At 60.0% G+C, this 17,179-nt stretch carries 19 protein-coding genes; 6 read left to right on the top strand and 13 right to left on the bottom strand.

Features of this window, described 5'->3' with window-relative positions; all coding sequences use genetic code 11:
- Positions 1-39 precede the first annotated feature (39 nt).
- The 3 genes from FJD34_RS13470 to pdxH all read left to right on the top strand — a co-directional run bounded on the left by FJD34_RS13470 (position 40) and on the right by pdxH (position 3,010).
- Positions 40-1,185, top strand: a complete 1,146-nt coding sequence (locus FJD34_RS13470; protein WP_090293060.1) for a serine hydrolase domain-containing protein — start codon at positions 40-42, stop codon at positions 1,183-1,185.
- 139 nt (positions 1,186-1,324) lie between these two features.
- Positions 1,325-2,335: an OmpA family protein gene (locus FJD34_RS13465; RefSeq protein WP_032858111.1), complete on the top strand. Its 1,011-nt coding sequence runs from the start codon at positions 1,325-1,327 to the stop codon at positions 2,333-2,335.
- Between the two features lie 27 nt (positions 2,336-2,362).
- Positions 2,363-3,010 (top strand): pyridoxamine 5'-phosphate oxidase, encoded by a 648-nt coding sequence (gene pdxH / locus FJD34_RS13460; RefSeq protein WP_090290592.1) that lies wholly within the window; start codon positions 2,363-2,365, stop codon positions 3,008-3,010.
- Between the two features lie 60 nt (positions 3,011-3,070).
- Here the strand turns inward: pdxH and FJD34_RS13455 are convergent, their stop codons facing one another.
- Positions 3,071-3,316 carry a hypothetical protein gene (locus FJD34_RS13455; protein WP_032858107.1) on the bottom strand — a complete coding sequence of 82 codons (246 nt, stop codon included), beginning with the start codon at positions 3,314-3,316 and terminating at the stop codon, positions 3,071-3,073.
- Between the two features lie 157 nt (positions 3,317-3,473).
- Between FJD34_RS13455 and FJD34_RS13450 the strand changes: the two genes are divergently transcribed.
- Positions 3,474-3,938 (top strand): outer membrane lipoprotein, encoded by a 465-nt coding sequence (locus tag FJD34_RS13450; RefSeq protein ID WP_029297142.1) that lies wholly within the window; start codon positions 3,474-3,476, stop codon positions 3,936-3,938.
- A gap of 81 nt (positions 3,939-4,019) precedes the next feature.
- Here the strand turns inward: FJD34_RS13450 and nhaA are convergent, their stop codons facing one another.
- The gene (gene nhaA, locus FJD34_RS13445; RefSeq protein WP_032858105.1) at positions 4,020-5,207 is read right to left on the bottom strand and encodes a Na+/H+ antiporter NhaA; all 1,188 of its coding nucleotides are present in this window, start codon (positions 5,205-5,207) and stop codon (positions 4,020-4,022) included.
- A 216-nt stretch (positions 5,208-5,423) separates the two neighbouring features.
- Here nhaA and FJD34_RS13440 point away from each other — a divergent pair, with 216 nt between their 5' ends.
- Positions 5,424-6,518 carry a PLP-dependent cysteine synthase family protein gene (locus FJD34_RS13440; protein WP_032858103.1) on the top strand — a complete coding sequence of 365 codons (1,095 nt, stop codon included), beginning with the start codon at positions 5,424-5,426 and terminating at the stop codon, positions 6,516-6,518.
- Positions 6,519-6,600: 82 nt separating this feature from the next.
- Here FJD34_RS13440 and FJD34_RS13435 read toward each other — a convergent pair whose 3' ends face one another.
- The 3 genes from FJD34_RS13435 to FJD34_RS13425 form a co-directional block, all read right to left on the bottom strand.
- A complete protein-coding gene (locus FJD34_RS13435) occupies positions 6,601-8,214 on the bottom strand; it encodes an NAD(P)/FAD-dependent oxidoreductase (protein WP_065943361.1) in 1,614 nt (537 codons plus the stop codon).
- Between the two features lie 106 nt (positions 8,215-8,320).
- Positions 8,321-8,992, bottom strand: coding sequence for a COG3650 family protein (locus FJD34_RS13430; protein ID WP_032858100.1), 672 nt, complete (start codon positions 8,990-8,992; stop codon positions 8,321-8,323).
- Between the two features lie 75 nt (positions 8,993-9,067).
- On the bottom strand, positions 9,068-9,667 hold the full coding sequence (locus tag FJD34_RS13425) for a short chain dehydrogenase (RefSeq protein WP_090290593.1): 600 nt from the start codon (positions 9,665-9,667) through the stop codon (positions 9,068-9,070).
- Between the two features lie 105 nt (positions 9,668-9,772).
- Between FJD34_RS13425 and FJD34_RS13420 the strand changes: the two genes are divergently transcribed.
- On the top strand, positions 9,773-10,681 hold the full coding sequence (locus tag FJD34_RS13420; protein ID WP_090290594.1) for a LysR family transcriptional regulator: 909 nt from the start codon (positions 9,773-9,775) through the stop codon (positions 10,679-10,681).
- Here the strand turns inward: FJD34_RS13420 and FJD34_RS13415 are convergent.
- From FJD34_RS13415 to livH, 8 genes are all read right to left on the bottom strand, one after another.
- Positions 10,678-11,163 carry a DoxX family protein gene (locus FJD34_RS13415; protein ID WP_090290595.1) on the bottom strand — a complete coding sequence of 162 codons (486 nt, stop codon included), beginning with the start codon at positions 11,161-11,163 and terminating at the stop codon, positions 10,678-10,680. The two genes, FJD34_RS13420 and FJD34_RS13415, sit on opposite strands and share 4 nt — an antisense overlap.
- The gene (locus FJD34_RS13410) at positions 11,160-11,924 is read right to left on the bottom strand and encodes an HvfC/BufC N-terminal domain-containing protein (protein ID WP_090290596.1); all 765 of its coding nucleotides are present in this window, start codon (positions 11,922-11,924) and stop codon (positions 11,160-11,162) included. The genes FJD34_RS13415 and FJD34_RS13410 overlap by 4 nt, the downstream gene beginning before the upstream one ends.
- Positions 11,921-12,802 carry an MNIO family bufferin maturase gene (gene bufB, locus FJD34_RS13405; RefSeq protein ID WP_090290597.1) on the bottom strand — a complete coding sequence of 294 codons (882 nt, stop codon included), beginning with the start codon at positions 12,800-12,802 and terminating at the stop codon, positions 11,921-11,923. The genes FJD34_RS13410 and bufB overlap by 4 nt, the downstream gene beginning before the upstream one ends.
- A 22-nt stretch (positions 12,803-12,824) precedes the next feature.
- Positions 12,825-13,127 carry a BufA1 family periplasmic bufferin-type metallophore gene (locus FJD34_RS13400; RefSeq protein ID WP_032858087.1) on the bottom strand — a complete coding sequence of 101 codons (303 nt, stop codon included), beginning with the start codon at positions 13,125-13,127 and terminating at the stop codon, positions 12,825-12,827.
- Positions 13,128-13,398: 271 nt separating this feature from the next.
- Entirely contained in the window at positions 13,399-14,100 is a 702-nt protein-coding gene (locus FJD34_RS13395) for an ABC transporter ATP-binding protein (RefSeq protein WP_029297115.1), read from the bottom strand.
- On the bottom strand, positions 14,101-14,868 hold the full coding sequence (livG, locus tag FJD34_RS13390) for a high-affinity branched-chain amino acid ABC transporter ATP-binding protein LivG (RefSeq protein ID WP_032858084.1): 768 nt from the start codon (positions 14,866-14,868) through the stop codon (positions 14,101-14,103). It abuts the gene before it with no gap.
- A complete protein-coding gene (locus FJD34_RS13385) occupies positions 14,865-16,118 on the bottom strand; it encodes a high-affinity branched-chain amino acid ABC transporter permease LivM (protein ID WP_032858082.1) in 1,254 nt (417 codons plus the stop codon). The genes livG and FJD34_RS13385 overlap by 4 nt, the downstream gene beginning before the upstream one ends.
- Positions 16,115-17,038, bottom strand: coding sequence for a high-affinity branched-chain amino acid ABC transporter permease LivH (livH, locus tag FJD34_RS13380; RefSeq protein ID WP_032858079.1), 924 nt, complete (start codon positions 17,036-17,038; stop codon positions 16,115-16,117). Before livH ends, FJD34_RS13385 begins: the two co-directional genes overlap by 4 nt.
- Between the last annotated feature and the right edge of the window lie 141 nt (positions 17,039-17,179).

Raw genomic sequence — 17,179 nt, 5'->3', positions numbered from 1 at the left:
GGCGCCACTTTACGTAGGTCTTTTCCGAGGGGGATGCAGGTGCAGATTCAGGGTCATTACGAGCTTCAATTCGAAGCGGTGCGTGAAGCCTTCGCCGCACTGTTTGACGACCCTCAGGAGCGCGGCGCGGCGCTGTGTGTGCAGATTGGCGGCGAAACCGTCCTCGATCTGTGGGCCGGCACTGCCGACAAGGATGGTGCCGAGGCGTGGCACAGCGACACCATCGCCAACTTGTTCTCCTGCACCAAGACATTCACCGCCGTTGCCGCTCTGCAACTGGTTGCCGAAGGTAAATTGCAGTTGGACGCCCCGGTTGCCAACGACTGGCCGGAGTTTGCCGCTGCCGGCAAGGAAAACATTACCCTGCGCCAACTGCTGTGCCATCAGGCCGGGTTGCCAGCGCTGCGCGAAACATTGCCCGCCGAGGCCCTGTATGACTGGCCCTTGATGACGGCGGCCCTGGCTGCCGAGGCCCCTTGGTGGACGCCCGGTGAAGGCCATGGTTACGCCGCCATCACCTATGGCTGGCTGGTCGGTGAACTGCTGCGCCGCGCCGATGGGCGGGGGCCGGGAGAGTCGATTGTGGCCCGGGTTGCCCGGCCGCTGGGCCTGGACTTTCATGTCGGGTTGGCGGACGAAGAGTTTTATCGTGTAGCCCACATTGCCAGGAGCAAAGGCAATATGGGCGATGAGGCAGCCCAGCGCTTGTTGCAGGTCACCCTGCGAGAACCCGCGGCAATGAGCACCCGGGCGTTTACCAATCCGCCTTCTATACTAACCAGCACTAACAAACCCGAGTGGCGTCGTATGCAGCAGCCTGCGGCAAATGGGCATGGCAATGCGCGCAGTTTGGCCGGCTTTTATAGTGGTTTGTTGGATGGAAGTTTGTTGGAAGCCGATATGCTTGAACAATTGACCCGTGAGCACAGTATCGGGTCGGATAAAACCTTATTGACGCAAACCCGTTTTGGCCTGGGCTGCATGTTGGATCAGCCTGGCGTACCCAATGCAACGTTTGGCCTTGGCCCACGTGCATTTGGGCATCCTGGGGCCGGAGGCTCGGTGGGATTTGCCGATCCGGAACATGATGTAGCATTTGGTTTTGTGACCAATACTCTGGGGCCGTATGTACTTATGGACCCGCGTGCGCAAAAGTTGGTAAGAATATTGGCCGGTTGTCTGTAAATAGCTTGCTGTCTGGTGTTTTTTTGTTAAAAAGGCACCTACAAAAGGCGCTGGAAAAGTATTGTTACTTTAAACTTCGTGAAGCGTCTGTTTAACGGGTCATTCAGACCCCTGTATTTTCTCATTTTGTGGATATCTCATGTTATCGAACAAGTCCTTGGCACTGGCGCTCTGCCTCACTCTTACTGGCTGTGCACAAACTCCACAAAATGATGCGTCTGGCGAGCATTGGTGGGCATTCGGGTTCGACAAGTCGGCGGCCAAGGATGTTACTGCCAAAACCGATGCCAAGGCGGCTGATGCAAAGGCTGACCTCAAGGCTGATCTGAAGGCGGCCACACCTGCCCCGACGACTGCCCCGGTGGTCGCCAAGACTGAAACCGACACCAAATGGTGGTGGCCGTTCGAAAGCAAGCCAAAACCCCTGAGCAAAGTCGATGTGACCAACATCCCGATGCCAGATCCGAAAATCACCCAAGCCTGGCTGGACGACTACGAGCCGCGCCTGCGGGCTGCGATCAAGGACAGCAACCTGCAACTGGAACGTCGCGATAACGTGTTGGTGGTGATTGCCCCGGTCGATGGTTCCTATAACCCGAAACGCCCGGCGATGCTGCTGCCAGTGACCCTGGGTCCGTTCACCCGTGTAGCCAAGGCCGTTGAAAGCGATCCCAAGACCGCCGTGCTGGTACTGGGCCACATCGACACCGTACAAAACCAGCCCCTGACCAAGGAACGTGCCCAGTCCATTGCGTCGATCTTCAGCCTCAGTGGCTTGAAGCAGGATCGCCTGATGTTGCGTGGCATGGGTGACCTGATGCCTCGCGCCGCCAACGACAGTACCCAGGGCCGCGCCTTGAACCGTCGCATGGAAATCATGTTCACCCAGCGCACCACCATGCTGGCACTGCTGAGCAAGTACAACTCGCCAAACCCGCCGAAGCCTGAACTGGTTGCGGTACAGGACGTAGTTGCCCCAGCGCCGGTCGCCAAGAAAGCCGCTGCTGCCAAGAAAGCACCTGCCAAGAAGGCTGCCGCCAAGCCCACCGCGAAAAAAACGGCCGCCAAGCCCGCCGCGAAAAAGCCGGTTGCCGCCAAGGCTGCAGCACCGGCGAAAAAAGTAGCGGCAAACGACCAGGCGAAAAACTGAGCAGTTGAGCAAGAAGGATAAAGCCGCATGACCCAGGCACTGGCTGATATGCGCCGTGACTACACACGGGACGGTTTGAGCGAGGCCCAGGCCCCGGACGAGCCGTTTGCCTTGTTCCACCAGTGGTTCGCCGATGCGGTCAAGACCGAGCAACCGCCGGTGGAGGCCAACGCCATGACCCTGGCGACCGTGGACAAGGAGGGCCGTCCGCACTGCCGTATCTTGCTGCTCAAGGGCCTGGACGCCCAGGGTTTTACCTTCTTTACCAACTACCAGAGCGCCAAGGGTGAGCAATTGGCGGCACGCCCCTTTGCTGCCATGACGTTCTTCTGGCCGACCCTGGAGCGCCAGGTGCGCATCGAGGGGCGGGTGGTCAAGGTCACGCCCCAGGAGTCGGACGCCTACTATCAGGTGCGTCCGCTGGGCAGCCGGATTGGCGCCTGGGCATCTCCCCAGAGCCGGGTGATTCGGGATCGCGAAGAGTTGCAGGACCTGCTCAAGGCCACCGAGCAACGCTTCAGCGATACCCAGCCGGATTGCCCTGAGCATTGGGGCGGCTATCGCCTGCTACCGGAGCGCATCGAGTTCTGGCAGGGCAGGACCAGCCGTTTGCATGATCGCTTGAACTATCGTTTGCAGGGGGCCAACTGGACCCGCGAGCGACTGGCGCCCTGAAGACATCACACGTGTAGGCGCCGGCAAGCTGGCTCCTACACGTCCTTCACTAAGAAGCTTCTACTCTGTGGCTTTGACCACATATTGCCGGGCTGCATCCTGCAGCCACTGCGGCAAATCCTTACGCTTGACCTTCTCCGCCTTGGCGCGGTCCAACTGTTGCAGCATAAAGATGCGCTTGCGCTGATCGTCTCCTGCCAGGGACAACGCAAGGTCGCGGTCTATCCAGCGCTTGATCCGCCGGTACAGCCACCAGTGGAAATACAGGCCGGCGGCGGTAGTCGCTACAATAATGAAGTAGTCCATGAAATTCCTTGTCTGGGTGCAGGTGCTACCGTTCGTCGATTTTCGCGATACAGCCTGTCTGTACTGGGGCTGAATGAAAGCAATTTTCTCCGGGCCGTGTCGTGACAGGCGTCAAGCAGCGGAGTCTAATAAAGATATGTCCTTTGGAGTTGATGCTATGCGTAAGTCTGTTCTGCTGGTTGCCTGCTTTACCACCATGTCGTTGCTGCTGGGTGGCTGCGCCTCCAGCCTGACCGGCGACTCGTACTCCCGTGACGAAGCCCGTCGCGTACAGAGCGTACGCATGGGCACCATCGAGTCCCTGCGTCCGGTCAAGATCGAAGGCACCAAGACCCCAATCGGTGGTGCAGCGGGTGCAGTTATCGGTGGTGTGGGCGGTAGTGCCATCGGTGGCGGTCGTGGCAGCATCGTGACAGCCGTTATCGGTGCCGTGGCTGGCGGCCTGCTGGGCTCGGCCACCGAAGAAGGCCTGACTCGCACCCAGGGTGTTGAAATCACCGTGCGCGAAGACGACGGCAGCATGCGCGCCTACGTCCAGGCTGTGCAGGAAAACGAAATCTTCCGCATCGGCGACCGCGTGCGCATCATGACCGTTGATGGGACCAGCCGCGTTACCCGTTAAGGGTTGGCAGGCGGTAAAAGAAAAACCCCGACCGGGTGACCGGGCGGGGTTTTTATTGCGCGCTCAGGTGAACAGAGCGCGTTACGCGTTGACCGTCGCCTGTTTGCGACTGGCCATCGCCGTCACGGCATAACCAATCAGTGCCGCAAGGATCGAGCCGGTGAGAATGCCCATCCGGTCCATCCCGGCGTATTCGCTACTGCCCGGCAGGAACGCCAGCGAGCCGACAAACAGACTCATGGTAAAGCCAATGCCACACAGGATGGCCACGCCCATGACCTGGCCCCAATTGGCGCCGGTCGGCAGGGCCGCAAGGCCGGTTTTCACCGCGAGCCAGGTCAGGCCAAACACACCGACGGTCTTACCCACCAGCAGGCCAGCGGCGATACCCATTGGCACATGATGGGTGAAGCTCTCCAGGTTGACGCCGGTCAGGGATACGCCGGCGTTGGCAAAGGCGAACAGTGGCAGGATGCCGTACGCCACCCAGGGATGCAGGGCATGTTCCAGGCCCAGCAGGGGCGACGGCTCGGCGTTCTTGGTGCGCAGCGGAATGCAGAACGCCAGGGTGACGCCAGCCAGGGTCGCGTGAACACCACTCTTGAGTACGCAGACCCACAGGATCAGGCCGATGATCAGATACGGCCCGAGCTTCACCACCCCCAGGCGGTTCATGGCGATCAAGGCGACAAGACAGGCGCCGGCGCCTGCCAGCGACGCGGTGGACAGGTCGCCGGAGTAGAAAATCGCGATGACGATGATGGCACCCAGGTCATCGATGATCGCCAGGGTCATCAAGAACAGCTTCAGCGACACCGGCACACGCTTGCCCAGCAGCGCCAATACCCCGAGGGCAAAGGCGATATCGGTGGCCATCGGGATGGCCCAGCCGCCCAGGGCGGCCGGGTTATCCTTGTTCAGTGCCCAGTAGATCAGCGCCGGCACCACCATGCCGCCAATGGCCGCAGCGCCTGGCAGCACGACCTGGGAAGGTTTGGACAGGTGGCCGTCGAGCAACTCGCGCTTGACCTCCAGGCCGATCAGTAGGAAGAACAGGGCCATCAGGCCATCATTGATCCACAGCAGCGAGGGCTTGGCGATTTGCAGGGCGCCGATCTGGACGGCGACGGGCACTTCAAGAAAGCTGTTATAGAACGAGGACAGCGGCGAATTGTTGATGATCAGGGCCAAGGCGGCTGCAGCGATCAGTAACAGACCACTGGCCGCTTCGAGCTGGAAGAAACGGGTAAACGTGCTACGCAGAGGCAAGGGATGCTCTCCAATCAAAGTTCAATAGGGGCGTACCCTAACCCGTACTGTTAGTTGTTAAAACAAAAGTTATATTCTTTTTTGTTATATAAAAGCGCCGTTGTATGGATTGCGTCAACGCCTGGCAATTATGTATCGAATTGAGTCATGACTGTATCTGTGTGCAGTGTAGGAAACACCCTAAGATCAAGCCTGAAAACTTAATGGAACTTGAGCATGAACGACCACCGTCCGTGGGCCCGAGAGGCCATCCGCATTATTGAAGCGGACTTCCAGCGCAGCGCCGACACCCACCTGATCCCACTACCGTTGCCGGGCTTGCCGGGAATCGAGTTGTATTTCAAGGATGAGTCCAGCCATCCCACCGGGAGCCTGAAGCACCGGCTGGCCCGTTCCTTGTTCCTGTATGCCCTGTGCAATGGCTGGCTCAAACCGGGCGCGCCAGTGATCGAAGCTTCCAGCGGTTCGACGGCGATCTCCGAGGCGTACTTCGCGCGCTTGTTGGGCCTGCCGTTCATTGCGGTGATGCCGGCCACCACCTCCCAGGAAAAGATTGCGCAGATCGCCTTTTACGGCGGCAAGAGCCACCTGGTGCAGGATCCCACGCAGATCTACGCCGAATCCGAACGCCTGGCGCAGGAAAGTGGCGGGCACTTCATGGACCAGTTCACCTACGCCGAACGGGCCACCGACTGGCGGGCGAACAACAATATTGCCGAATCGATCTTCCAGCAGTTGCGCTTCGAACGGCATCCCGAGCCGAGCTGGCTGATTTCCAGCCCGGGTACCGGCGGTACCACCGCAACCCTGGGGCGTTATGTGCGTTATCGCCAGCATTGCACCCGGGTGTTGTGCGCCGACGCCGAGCGTTCAGTGTTTTTTGAGTACTACCAGAGCGGTGATGCCAGCTTGCGCCTGGACTGCGGTTCGCGGATCGAGGGCATCGGCCGGCCACGAGTAGAGGCATCGTTCTTGCCCAAGGTGATCGATGCGATGGTCAAGGTGCCAGATGCCTTGTCGCTGGCGGCCATGCATTATCTGGCGCAACGCTTGGGACGGCGGGTCGGGGGGTCCAGCGGCACCAACCTGATTGGCGCATTGATTGCCGCGCAGCAGATGCAGGCGGCGGGGGAGTCGGGGTCTATCGTGGCGATTCTGTGTGATGGGGGCGAGCGTTATGCCACAACCTATTACGACGATGCGTGGTTGATCGGGCAAGGGTATGAGCTGGAAGTGTTGATTGACGCGGTGGCTGCCACTGTCGAACGGGGCGAGCCGTTGCCGGACAGCATCCTGCGCGCCAATATCTAAAATTTCCTGTGTATGGAAACCATTGTGGGAGTCGGGCAAGCCCGGCTCCCACAATAGAGAGGGGTCGTTTACGAGTGAACTGTCAGGCCTCGATACCGAGGATGTTGCGCGCCACGGCTTCAGCAATCCGAATCCCGTCAACGCCTGCCGACAAGATCCCACCGGCATAACCGGCGCCTTCACCAGCCGGGAACAGGCCTTTGACATTCAAACTCTGCATCGACGCGTCACGGGTGATCCGCAGCGGCGACGAGGTGCGAGTCTCGATCCCGGTCAGTACTGCGTCATGCAGCGAGTAGCCCTTGATCTGCTTCTCAAAGGCCGGCAGCGCTTCGCGGATGGCCTCGATGGCAAAGTCTGGCAAGGCCAGGGCCAAATCACCGAGGGCTACACCTGGCTTGTAGGACGGTTCTACAGTGCCAATGGTGGTGGACGGCTTGCCGGCGATGAAATCACCGACCAGTTGCGCCGGCGCTTCGTAGTTGCTGCCGCCAAGGATGAACGCGTGGGATTCCAGGCGCTCCTGCAACTCGATCCCGGCCAGCGGGCCGCCCGGATAGTCCACTTCCGGGGTGATGCCGACCACGATCCCGGAGTTGGCATTGCGTTCGTTACGCGAGTACTGGCTCATGCCATTGGTCACGACCCGATTCGGCTCGGAGGTGGCTGCCACCACCGTACCGCCCGGGCACATGCAAAAGCTGTACACCGAACGGCCGTTCTTGGCGTGGTGCACCAACTTGTAGTCGGCCGCGCCCAGTTTCGGGTGCCCGGCATACTTGCCCAGGCGTGCGGCGTCGATCAGCGATTGTGGGTGTTCGATGCGAAAACCCACCGAAAACGGCTTGGCTTCCATGTACACGCCACGACCGTGGAGCATGCGGAAGGTGTCGCGGGCGCTGTGGCCGAGGGCAAGGATCACGTGCTTGGAGAGGATCTGCTCGCCACTATCGACCACCACGCCATTCAACTGGCCATCTTCGATCAGCACGTCGGTGACCCGCTGTTCGAAACGCACCTCACCGCCCAGGGCGATGATTTGTTGGCGCATGTTTTCCACCACGCCGGTCAGGCGGAAGGTGCCGATGTGCGGTTTGCTGACGTAGAGGATCTCATCTGGCGCGCCGGCCTTGACGAACTCATGCAAGACCTTGCGCCCGTGGAATTTCGGGTCCTTGATCTGGCTGTAGAGCTTGCCGTCGGAAAAGGTCCCGGCGCCGCCCTCGCCGAACTGCACGTTGGACTCGGGGTTGAGTACGCTTTTGCGCCACAGGCCCCAGGTATCCTTGGTGCGTTGGCGCACTTCGCGGCCGCGTTCGAGGATGATCGGCTTGAAACCCATCTGCGCCAGCAACAACCCGGCAAAGATCCCGCAAGGGCCGAAGCCGACAACGATGGGCCGCTCGCTCAGGCCTGCCGGGGCCTGGCCCACGACCTTGTAGCTGACATCGGGCGCGGCATTGATATTGCGGTCGTCGGCGAACTTGAGCAGCAGGGCGGCTTCACCCTTGACCTCAAGGTCGACGGTGTAGATGAAGCACAGCTCCGACGATTTCTTGCGCGCGTCGTAGCTGCGTTTGAACAGGGTGAAATCGAGCAGATCATCACTGGCGATGCCCAGGCGCTGCACGATGGCAGGCCGCAGGTCTTCTTCGGGATGGTCGATGGGCAGCTTGAGTTCGGTGATTCGTAGCATGACAGGATCCGATATGCGGCGTTTGGTAGAGCCGGCGGTTTTGCAAACCGGCGATTATAAGCCCCAACGGCGCTTTCCCGTCATGCTAAAACAGCGCAGGGCCGAATCAGTCGTCCCGTGAGCCACCAAATGCCGCGCAGCCACGCTGTACCTGACCGTTGATCCGAAGTTCGGCGCTCATGTGTTGCAGGCTGCCGCTGACGCTGTCGATGCAGCGCTGGGGCGCGACCCACAATTCAATTTGCTGGCCGTTGGCTTCGGTGGTGAGGTTGAAGCGGCCATCACCCAGTTGCTCTTCCACATAAGGCACCGGCAACGGTGGCTGGCCTTCGCGTTGCAGGACCATGCCCTTGTTGGTCACATTCAGTGCCCAGGCTGGCTTATGCCCGTTGGCGCGCAGGATCATGCGCTTGAAGTCCGGGTCGTCACAGGCTGAGGTCGAGCGTTCGACGCGGTACAACTGTTGCAGGTCAACCTGGCCCTGGGTACCGCTGGCGACCCCGGAGAACTTGCCGCGCAAGTCGGCAAACAACGCCCCTTGCTGGCCGGCCAGGGACGCTGCTTCCTGGAGGATGCTGGTGCCGCCGGTATCGCTGACCACGTAGTTGCGCTGATCATGGCAGGGCTGGAACAGCAACTTGTCGCCGATGGCCGTCAACTCGCCCTGCATGCGAGTCAGGCCCGCAGTGGAGGACGTCTCCGGATCGTTTTCAAACACCTGGCAGGCGGCGAACAGGGGCAGCAGGGCAAACAGAGCAAGGATACGGGCGGCAAGCATTATCGGGTCTCCTGATAAGTGCCGCCACGTTACGCAGGCTGGCGCTGCATCACAAGCCTGGAATACAGGTTGAATTCATCCAACGATGTAAGTCTGCCCTGTCTGTAAACCTTCAACGCTTTTTGCGTAGGACAATGCCACATCCGCCGCAGGAACCGGCTTAAAACCCCTGAAATAAGGGGCATAGCTACCCATGGCTTCAACCAGCACGTTCGGGCTGACCGAGTTGATGCGCAGACCCCGTGGCAACTCTATCGCTGCAGCCTTCACGAAGGCGTCTATGGCGCCATTGACCAGCGCGGCAGAGGCGCCGGTGCGGATCGGATCGCGATTGAGGATGCCGCTGGTGAAAGTGAACGACGCACCGTCGTTGGCGAACTCGCGGCCTATCAGCAGCAGGTTGACCTGGCCCATCAGCTTGTCTTGCAGGCCGAGGTCGAAGTGGCTGGCGTCCATTTCGCCCAGGGGCACGAAGTTGACGCTGCCGGCGGCGCACACCAGGGCATCGAACTTGCCGGTTTGCGCAAACAGTTGGCGGATCGACGCGCTGTCGCTGATATCGACCTGAAAGTCGCCACTCTTGCGGCCAATAGTGATCACTTCATGGCGTTGGGACAGCTCGGCCTTGACCGCAGAACCGATGGTGCCGCTGGCGCCAATCAACAGGACTTTCATGGTGTCGTTCCTCCAGATATTCAGATGAGCCTTGAGTCTAGAGTGGTTTTTTCTGCAGATAAGCGCACTAATAGGCAACCTTTGGTTTTCAAATGGAAACAATCCATGAGCGTAATGGATGATCTGGCGGCGTTTGCAGTGTTGATCGAAGCCGGCAGCTTTACCCTGGCAGCCCAGCAATTGGGCTGCAGCAAGGGCCAGTTGTCCAAGCGCATCAGCCAGTTGGAGGCGCAGTTTTCGGTGGTGTTGTTGCACCGCACCACTCGGCGACTCAGCCTGACGGCCGCAGGTGCAGCGCTATTGCCCCAGGCGCAGGGGCTGGTGATTCAGGTCGAGCGTGCCCGACAGGCATTGGCGCGGCTCAAGGACGATTTGGCCGGGCCTGTGCGTATGACGGTTCCGGTGTCCTTGGGTGAGACTTTTTTCGATGGCCTGTTGCTGGATTTTTCCAGGCGGTATCCGCAGGTGCAGATCGAGTTGGATCTCAACAACAGCTATCGCGACCTGGCCCGGGACGGTTTTGACCTGGCGGTGCGTTCAGAGGTGGCCAACGATGAGCGCCTGGTCGCCAAGCCCCTGTTGGCCTGGCATGAAATGACCTGTGCCAGCCCGGCCTATCTGGAGCAATACGGTGAGCCGCTGACGCCGGCCGACCTGGTTGGCCACCGTTGCTTGCTCAACAGCCACTACAGTGGGCGTGAGGAGTGGTTGTATCACCAGCAGCACGAGTTGTTGCGGGTGCGGGTGGATGGCACCTTTGCCTCCAACCACTACAACCTGCTGAAAAAGGCCGCACTGGTGGGGGCCGGTATCGCCCGGCTGCCATCCTATCTGTTGCAGATGGAATTGGCTGACGGCCGGCTTCGTTGGCTCCTGCGTGATTATCAGACCCGCAGCATGCCGATGTACCTGGTCCATCCGTATCAGGGCGGGCTACCACGTCGTACCCAGGTGCTGGCCGATTACCTGGTGGGCTGGTTCAAGCGCAACGGTGAGGCACTGGACCGGCTTTAGCGCCAGCGCCGGGTAATCCAGTGATCAATCGATACCCGTCCTGGCCCCTTGGCCATCAACACCAGTAGCAAAGCGATCCAGGTGCCGTGGGTCGGGTACGCGTCGGGGTAGACAAACAGCTGAATCACCAGCGTCATGCCCAGTAGTGCCAGGGCTGAAAAACGCGTGGCAAGCCCCAGCAAAATCAGGATCGGGAAAAAATGCTCGGCGAACGTGGCCAGGTACGCGGCCACTTCTGCAGGCACAAACGGTATCCGGTATTCACTTTGAAACAACGGCACGGTGGAGTTGGCCAGGTGGGGTACGCCGAGTTCGAAGGTGCCGTCTACCAGATCGACAGCAAACCCCTGGACTTTGGTCTGGCCGGACTTCCAGAACACCGCCGCAATGGAAAAGCGTGCGACAAGGGCAATCAGGCTGTAGGGGATTTTCTCGAAGGTTTGAATGACGCGTGCAATCAGACTCGGGGCGGTAGTGTTCATGGTTGTACCTTGATATGGGTGATGGCGCGGTGGCTGATCAGCAGCCCCAGGCATTGGTGCAGGTCAAATTCACTGGACGCATCCAGGGCATACGCCACCGCCATTTCCAGAGGCCAGGCGTTGTTCAGGCTGTTGATAAACGTCACGCAACCGGCGTCGATGCAGAACACTTCGACTTCCAGGCCGTTGCGCAGGACCAGCGCACTTTGCCCATGCCATGGATCAAGGCTGGCGACGCTATCGGTGGTTTGATGCGCGGCCCATAACGCCACCACGGCATAGTTCGATTGCAGGGTGGCAACGGATGGATGCAATTGCAGGCTTACGCTGCCCAGGCTGGGCAGTTGTTGCAGTTGATTGATGACGGCCTGTGGGTCAGCGACAGGGGTGTCGGCGGCGTGATACGCATTGACCCGCAAGCGCTCCAGCCGGGCGATGTCGGCCAGGTACGGCACAGTGGCGGCGGGGGCGAACCCCTGGATAAAGTCGGCCAAGTCACTGCCGTACTCGTTGAGCAGTGGGCTGGTGGGCGGATACGCCTGGACGTACAGCCCGGCCATGGCCCGGAAAAACCCATCGCCCACCAGTTGCCGGGTCACGGGGTAGCTGTCGAGCAGGGCGTTGATCAACGAACTGTGGACGTTGTTGCGGTACACCGCAAAACGACTGGCGGGATCGGCGCCATTGTTGCTGAACAGGCCATCGGGGCAGGGCTGGTCTGGCGCCAGGAGAGCCTTGGCAAAATCCTCCTGCAGATTCATGAGTGCACCGCCACGGCCAGCAGGTGCTGGTCAGCTTGCTGGACCTCCGCCTGTAATACGTGTAATGCCGGTACATCGTTGTCACGCTCAATCAGCGTGGCCACCGGCCCGACCCGTTGCAGTGCCTGCTGATACAGGTGCCATACGGCGTTGTCGATGGGCGCACCGTGATCATCAATCAGCAGGCGGTCACCGAGGCTGTCGGAGTCTTCGGCAAAGCCTGCCAGATGAATTTCACCCACCGCGTGCAATGGCAAGGCGTCAAGGTAAGCCAATGGATCCTGCTGATGATTGATGCAGGACACGTACACATTGTTCACGTCCAGCAGCAAACCGCAGCCGGTGCGCCGGATGACTTCGCTGATGAAGTCGGTTTCATCCAGGGTGGAGCGTTGGAACTGCAGGTAGGTCGACGGGTTCTCCAGCAGCATTCGCCGCTTGAGGGTGGTTTGTACCTGGTCAATGTGCTCGCACACCCGCTTGAGGGCCGCGTCGTCATAGGCCAGGGGCAGCAGATCGTTGAGAAACACCGGGCCGTGGCTGGACCAGGCCAGGTGTTCGGAAAAGGATTGGGGCTGATAGCGTTCTATCAGTACCGCCAGGCGTGCAAGGTGGTCCTGGTTCAGCGGGCCTTCGCCGCCGATGGACAGGCCAACGCCGTGCAGCGACAGTGGGTACTGTTCGCGGATCAATCCCAGGTAGTGATGAAAAGGCCCGCCGGCCACCATGTAGTTTTCGGCGTGGACTTCAAAAAAACCAATATCGGGCAGGGTCGCGAGCACTTCTGCCAAGTGCTCGCTCTTGAGTCCCAGCCCAGCCCGGCGTGGAAGGCCGGGCGCCTGAGCCTGGGCGACATTGGGTAGGGATGAAAGCGTCATCGTCAGTACTCAGGCGGGGGGCTCAGGACTTGGCCTTGAAGGCTTCCAATTGGCCAAAACCGGTCGGCGAGGTTTTGCTTTCCATCTTCACGCAGGTGCCTTCAGGGACCAGATTCCAGGCGTTGGCCTGGTAGTCGGTTTTCGAGGTGCCCGCACAGGTGGTGCCGGCGCCTGCGGCGCAGTCGTTCTTGCCTTTGAGGGCGACGCCAAAGCATTTTTCCATCTTCGCGTCGTCAGCATGGGCAACAGTGGTCAAGGTGCTCAGGCTCAAGGCAGAACCCAGGGCCAGGACGAGGGTGGCGGCGGACAGAGAACGGGTGGTCATGGTGTTTCTCCAGCAGTGAGGTAGGTAAGGAAGCGTTTGTGCTTGCTTACCCCACTAGAGAAAGGGGGGAGGGGATTGTTACAAGGGGATCGAAGAAAACTTGAAAACAACGCAAATTTATCGGACCACACAAAGCAAATGTGGGAGCGGGCTTGCTCGCGATGGCGGTGGGTCAGTTAATAAATATTTGACTGACCCACCACCATCGCGGGCAAGCCCGCTCCCACACAAGCCCACCCACAGTTAGACCCGGTTTATCCAGCAACCGTTTTTAGCCGCCCAGGTAAGCCTCGCGCACTTTCGGATCGGTCAGCAGTTGTTCGCCGCTGCCCTGCATCACCACCCGGCCGTTTTCCAGCACATAGGCACGGTCTGCAATCTTCAATGCCTGGTTGGCGTTTTGCTCCACCAAAAACACCGTCACACCGTCCTTGCGCAGTTGTTCGATGATATCGAAGATCTGCTGGATGATGATCGGGGCCAGGCCCAGGGAAGGTTCGTCCAACAGCAGCAGCTTGGGCTTGCTCATCAGCGCACGGCCGATGGCGAGCATTTGCTGTTCGCCACCGGACATGGTGCCGCCGCGCTGGCTGAAACGCTCCTTGAGCCGAGGGAACAGGTGCAGCACCTTGTCCATCTGCTCCTGGTAGTCGCCCTTGTCGGTAAAGAACCCACCCATGGCCAGGTTCTCTTCCACGGTCAGGCGGGCAAACACCCGACGGCCTTCCGGAACCACAGCAATGCTTTTGCGCATGATCGCCGCTGAATGCTGGCCCACCAGTTCCTCACCCATGTAGCGGATGCTGCCGCTGTGAGCCTGGGGCGAACCGCACAAGGTCATCAGCAAGGTGGATTTGCCGGCACCGTTGGCGCCGATCAGGGTGACGATCTCGCCCTGGCGCACTTCCACGTTGACGTCATGCAGGGCCTGGATCTTGCCGTAGAAAGTGGAAACGTTTTCGAATTGCAGCATTTACGCTTCCCCCAAATAGGCTTTGATCACTTGCGGGTTGTCGCGGATCTGCTCCGGCGTCCCGTTGGCCAACGGCGTACCCTGGTTGATCACGACGATATGGTCCGAAATACTCATGACCAGTTTCATGTCGTGTTCAATCAGCAGCACGGTGGCGTTGTTTTCTTCACGCAGCACACCGATCAACGCTTTGAGGTCTTCGGTTTCCTTGGGGTTGAGACCCGCAGCCGGTTCGTCGAGCATGAGGATCCGCGGGCGGGTCATCATGCAGCGGGCGATTTCCAGGCGACGTTGCTGACCATAGGCCAGGGTGCCGGCCGGCCGGTTGGCAAACTCGGTGAGGTTGACCTTGTCCAGCCAGTACGCGGCGTACTCCATGGCCTCGCGCTCGCTCTTGCGGAACGCCGGGGTCTTGAACAGGCCCGCGAAGAAGTTGGTGTTCAGGTGGCGGTGCTGGGCGATCAGCAGGTTTTCCACTGCTGTCATGTCCTTGAACAACCGCACGTTCTGGAAGGTCCGCACCACGCCCTTGCGAGCGATCTCGTGACCGGCCAGGCCCTGGATCGGCTGGCCGTCCAGCAGGATGCTGCCACCGGCCGGCTTGTAGAAGCCGGTCAGGCAGTTGAACACCGTGGTCTTGCCGGCGCCGTTGGGGCCGATCAGCGCTACAACCTGCTTCTCTTTCACGGTCAGGGCCACGCCATTGACCGCCAGCAGGCCGCCGAAGCGCATGCTCAGGTTTTCGACTTTCAGGATCTCGCGGCTCATTTGCGCAGCTCCATATGTGGACGTTGCATGGGCAGCAAGCCTTGAGGGCGCCAGATCATCATCAGCACCATCATGGCGCCGAACATCAACATGCGGTATTCGCTGAACTCACGCATCAGTTCCGGCAACAGGATCATCACGATGGCTGCGAGGATCACGCCCAACTGCGAGCCCATGCCACCCAATACCACGATGGCGAGGATGATTGCCGACTCGATGAAGGTGAACGACTCCGGCGTCACCAGGCCTTGGCGCGCGGCGAAGAAGCTACCGGCAAAACCTGCGAACGCGGCGCCCAGGGTGAAGGCCGAGAGCTTGATGACGGTCGGGTTCAGGCCCAGCGCACGGCAGGCGATTTCGTCTTCACGCAATGCTTCCCAGGCACGCCCGATCGGCATGCGCAGCAGGCGGTTGATCACGAACAGCGCGGCCAGGGCCAGCAACAGGGCGACCAGATACAGGAACACCACCTTGCTCACCGGGTTGTAGGCAATCCCGAAGTACTCGTGGAAGGTCTGCATGCCTTCTGCAGCGGAGCGGTCAAACGACAAGCCGAAGAACGTCGGCTTGGGAATGCTGCTGATGCCGTTGGGGCCGCCAGTGATGTCGGTGAGGTTACGCAGGAACAGACGGATGATCTCACCAAAACCCAGGGTCACGATGGCCAGGTAGTCACCACGCAGGCGCAACACCGGGAAGCCCAGCAGGAAACCGAACGTCGCCGCCGCCATGCCCGCCAGTGGCAGGCAGATCCAGAAGCTCCAGCCCAGGTAATGCGAGAGCAGCGCGTAGGTGTAGGCACCCACCGCGTAGAAGCCCACATACCCCAGGTCGAGCAGGCCGGCCAGGCCCACCACGATGTTCAGGCCCAGGCCCAGCAGCACGTAGATCAGGATCAGGGTGGCGATATCCACCGCACCTCGGGAGCCGAAGAATGGCCAGATCAACGCGGCCACGATCAGGCCGATGATGATGTAGCGCTGGGTGCGCGGCAGGGTCAGGAACTGGCTGACCTTGGGCGATACCAGCGGGCCACGATTGGACTTGAGCAGCGCCCCGACCTGCTGGGTGAACAGCACCCGCAGGAACATCAGCACCGAGCACAGGGCAATGATGGTCAGGGTTACTGGCCCGGTGCCGTGTACTTCAAGGTTGATCCCGACAATGCTCAACTTGAGCCCGAGTACCGGAAAGGCCACGGCCCATACCAGCAAGGCGCTGAAAAACGCCGATTTAAGATATCTGCTCATACTTTCTCAACCTCCGGACGGCCCAGGATGCCGGTCGGCCGGAATAACAGCACCAGAACCAATAGACCGAAGGCCACCACGTCCTTGTACTGGTCGCCGAAGATATCGGCACCAAAGGCTTCGGCCACACCCAGCACCAGCCCGCCGAGCATGGCGCCCGGAATACTGCCGATGCCGCCCAGGACCGCCGCAGTGAAGGCCTTGAGGCCCACCAGGAAACCGGCGTTGGGGTTGATCACGCCATACTGCATGCTCAGCAACACGGCGGCGACAGCGGCCAGTGCGGCACCGATGACGAAGGTCAGGGCGATGATGTTATTGGTGTTGATGCCCAGCAGGTTGGCCATCTTGATGTCTTCGGCACAGGCCCGGCAGGCGCGCCCCAGACGGGAGCGGGAGATGAACAGGGTCAGGCCCAGCATCGCCACCAGGGTGACGACGAAGACCAGGATCTGCATGTAGGAAATCAGCACTTCTTGTGCGCCACCTGGGCCGAAGGAAATGCTCCCCGGGATCAGGTTGGGAATGGACTTGTCCTTGGAGTCCTGGGACAGCAATACGGTGTTCTGCAGGAAAATCGACATGCCGATGGCGGAAATCAACGGGATCAGGCGGTTGCTGCCACGCAAGGGGCGGTACGCAACGCGTTCGATACTGTAGCCGTAGGCACTGGTTACGACGATTGACGCAAGGAACGCGGCAGTCATCAACAGCGGCAGGGAGTGGATACCCATCATGGCCAGCCCGGCAATGGCAATGAAGGCCACGTAGGAACCAATCATGTACACCTCGCCGTGGGCGAAGTTAATCATTCCAATGATGCCGTAAACCATTGTGTAGCCAATGGCTATCAAGGCATAGGTGCTGCCAATGGTCAGGCCATTAACCAGCTGTTGGAAAAAATGATAGATCTCAGGCATTACAGCGCTCCTAAAAACCCGATACGCATTTCACTGGTGGAGTCATCTTCCAGCCCGGTGCTGTGTTCTGTGAGCACATTTGCACCAAGCATTTGCCAGCGAACCGCTGGTGACGGTTTTAAGATTTTCAGGTGAACCAGC

The organism is Pseudomonas brenneri, from assembly GCF_007858285.1.
In the GTDB taxonomy this organism is placed as follows: Bacteria; Pseudomonadota; Gammaproteobacteria; order Pseudomonadales; family Pseudomonadaceae; genus Aquipseudomonas; species Aquipseudomonas brenneri.
Note: the sequence above shows the minus strand (reverse complement) of the source record. Positions and strands in the feature narration are given on the sequence as shown.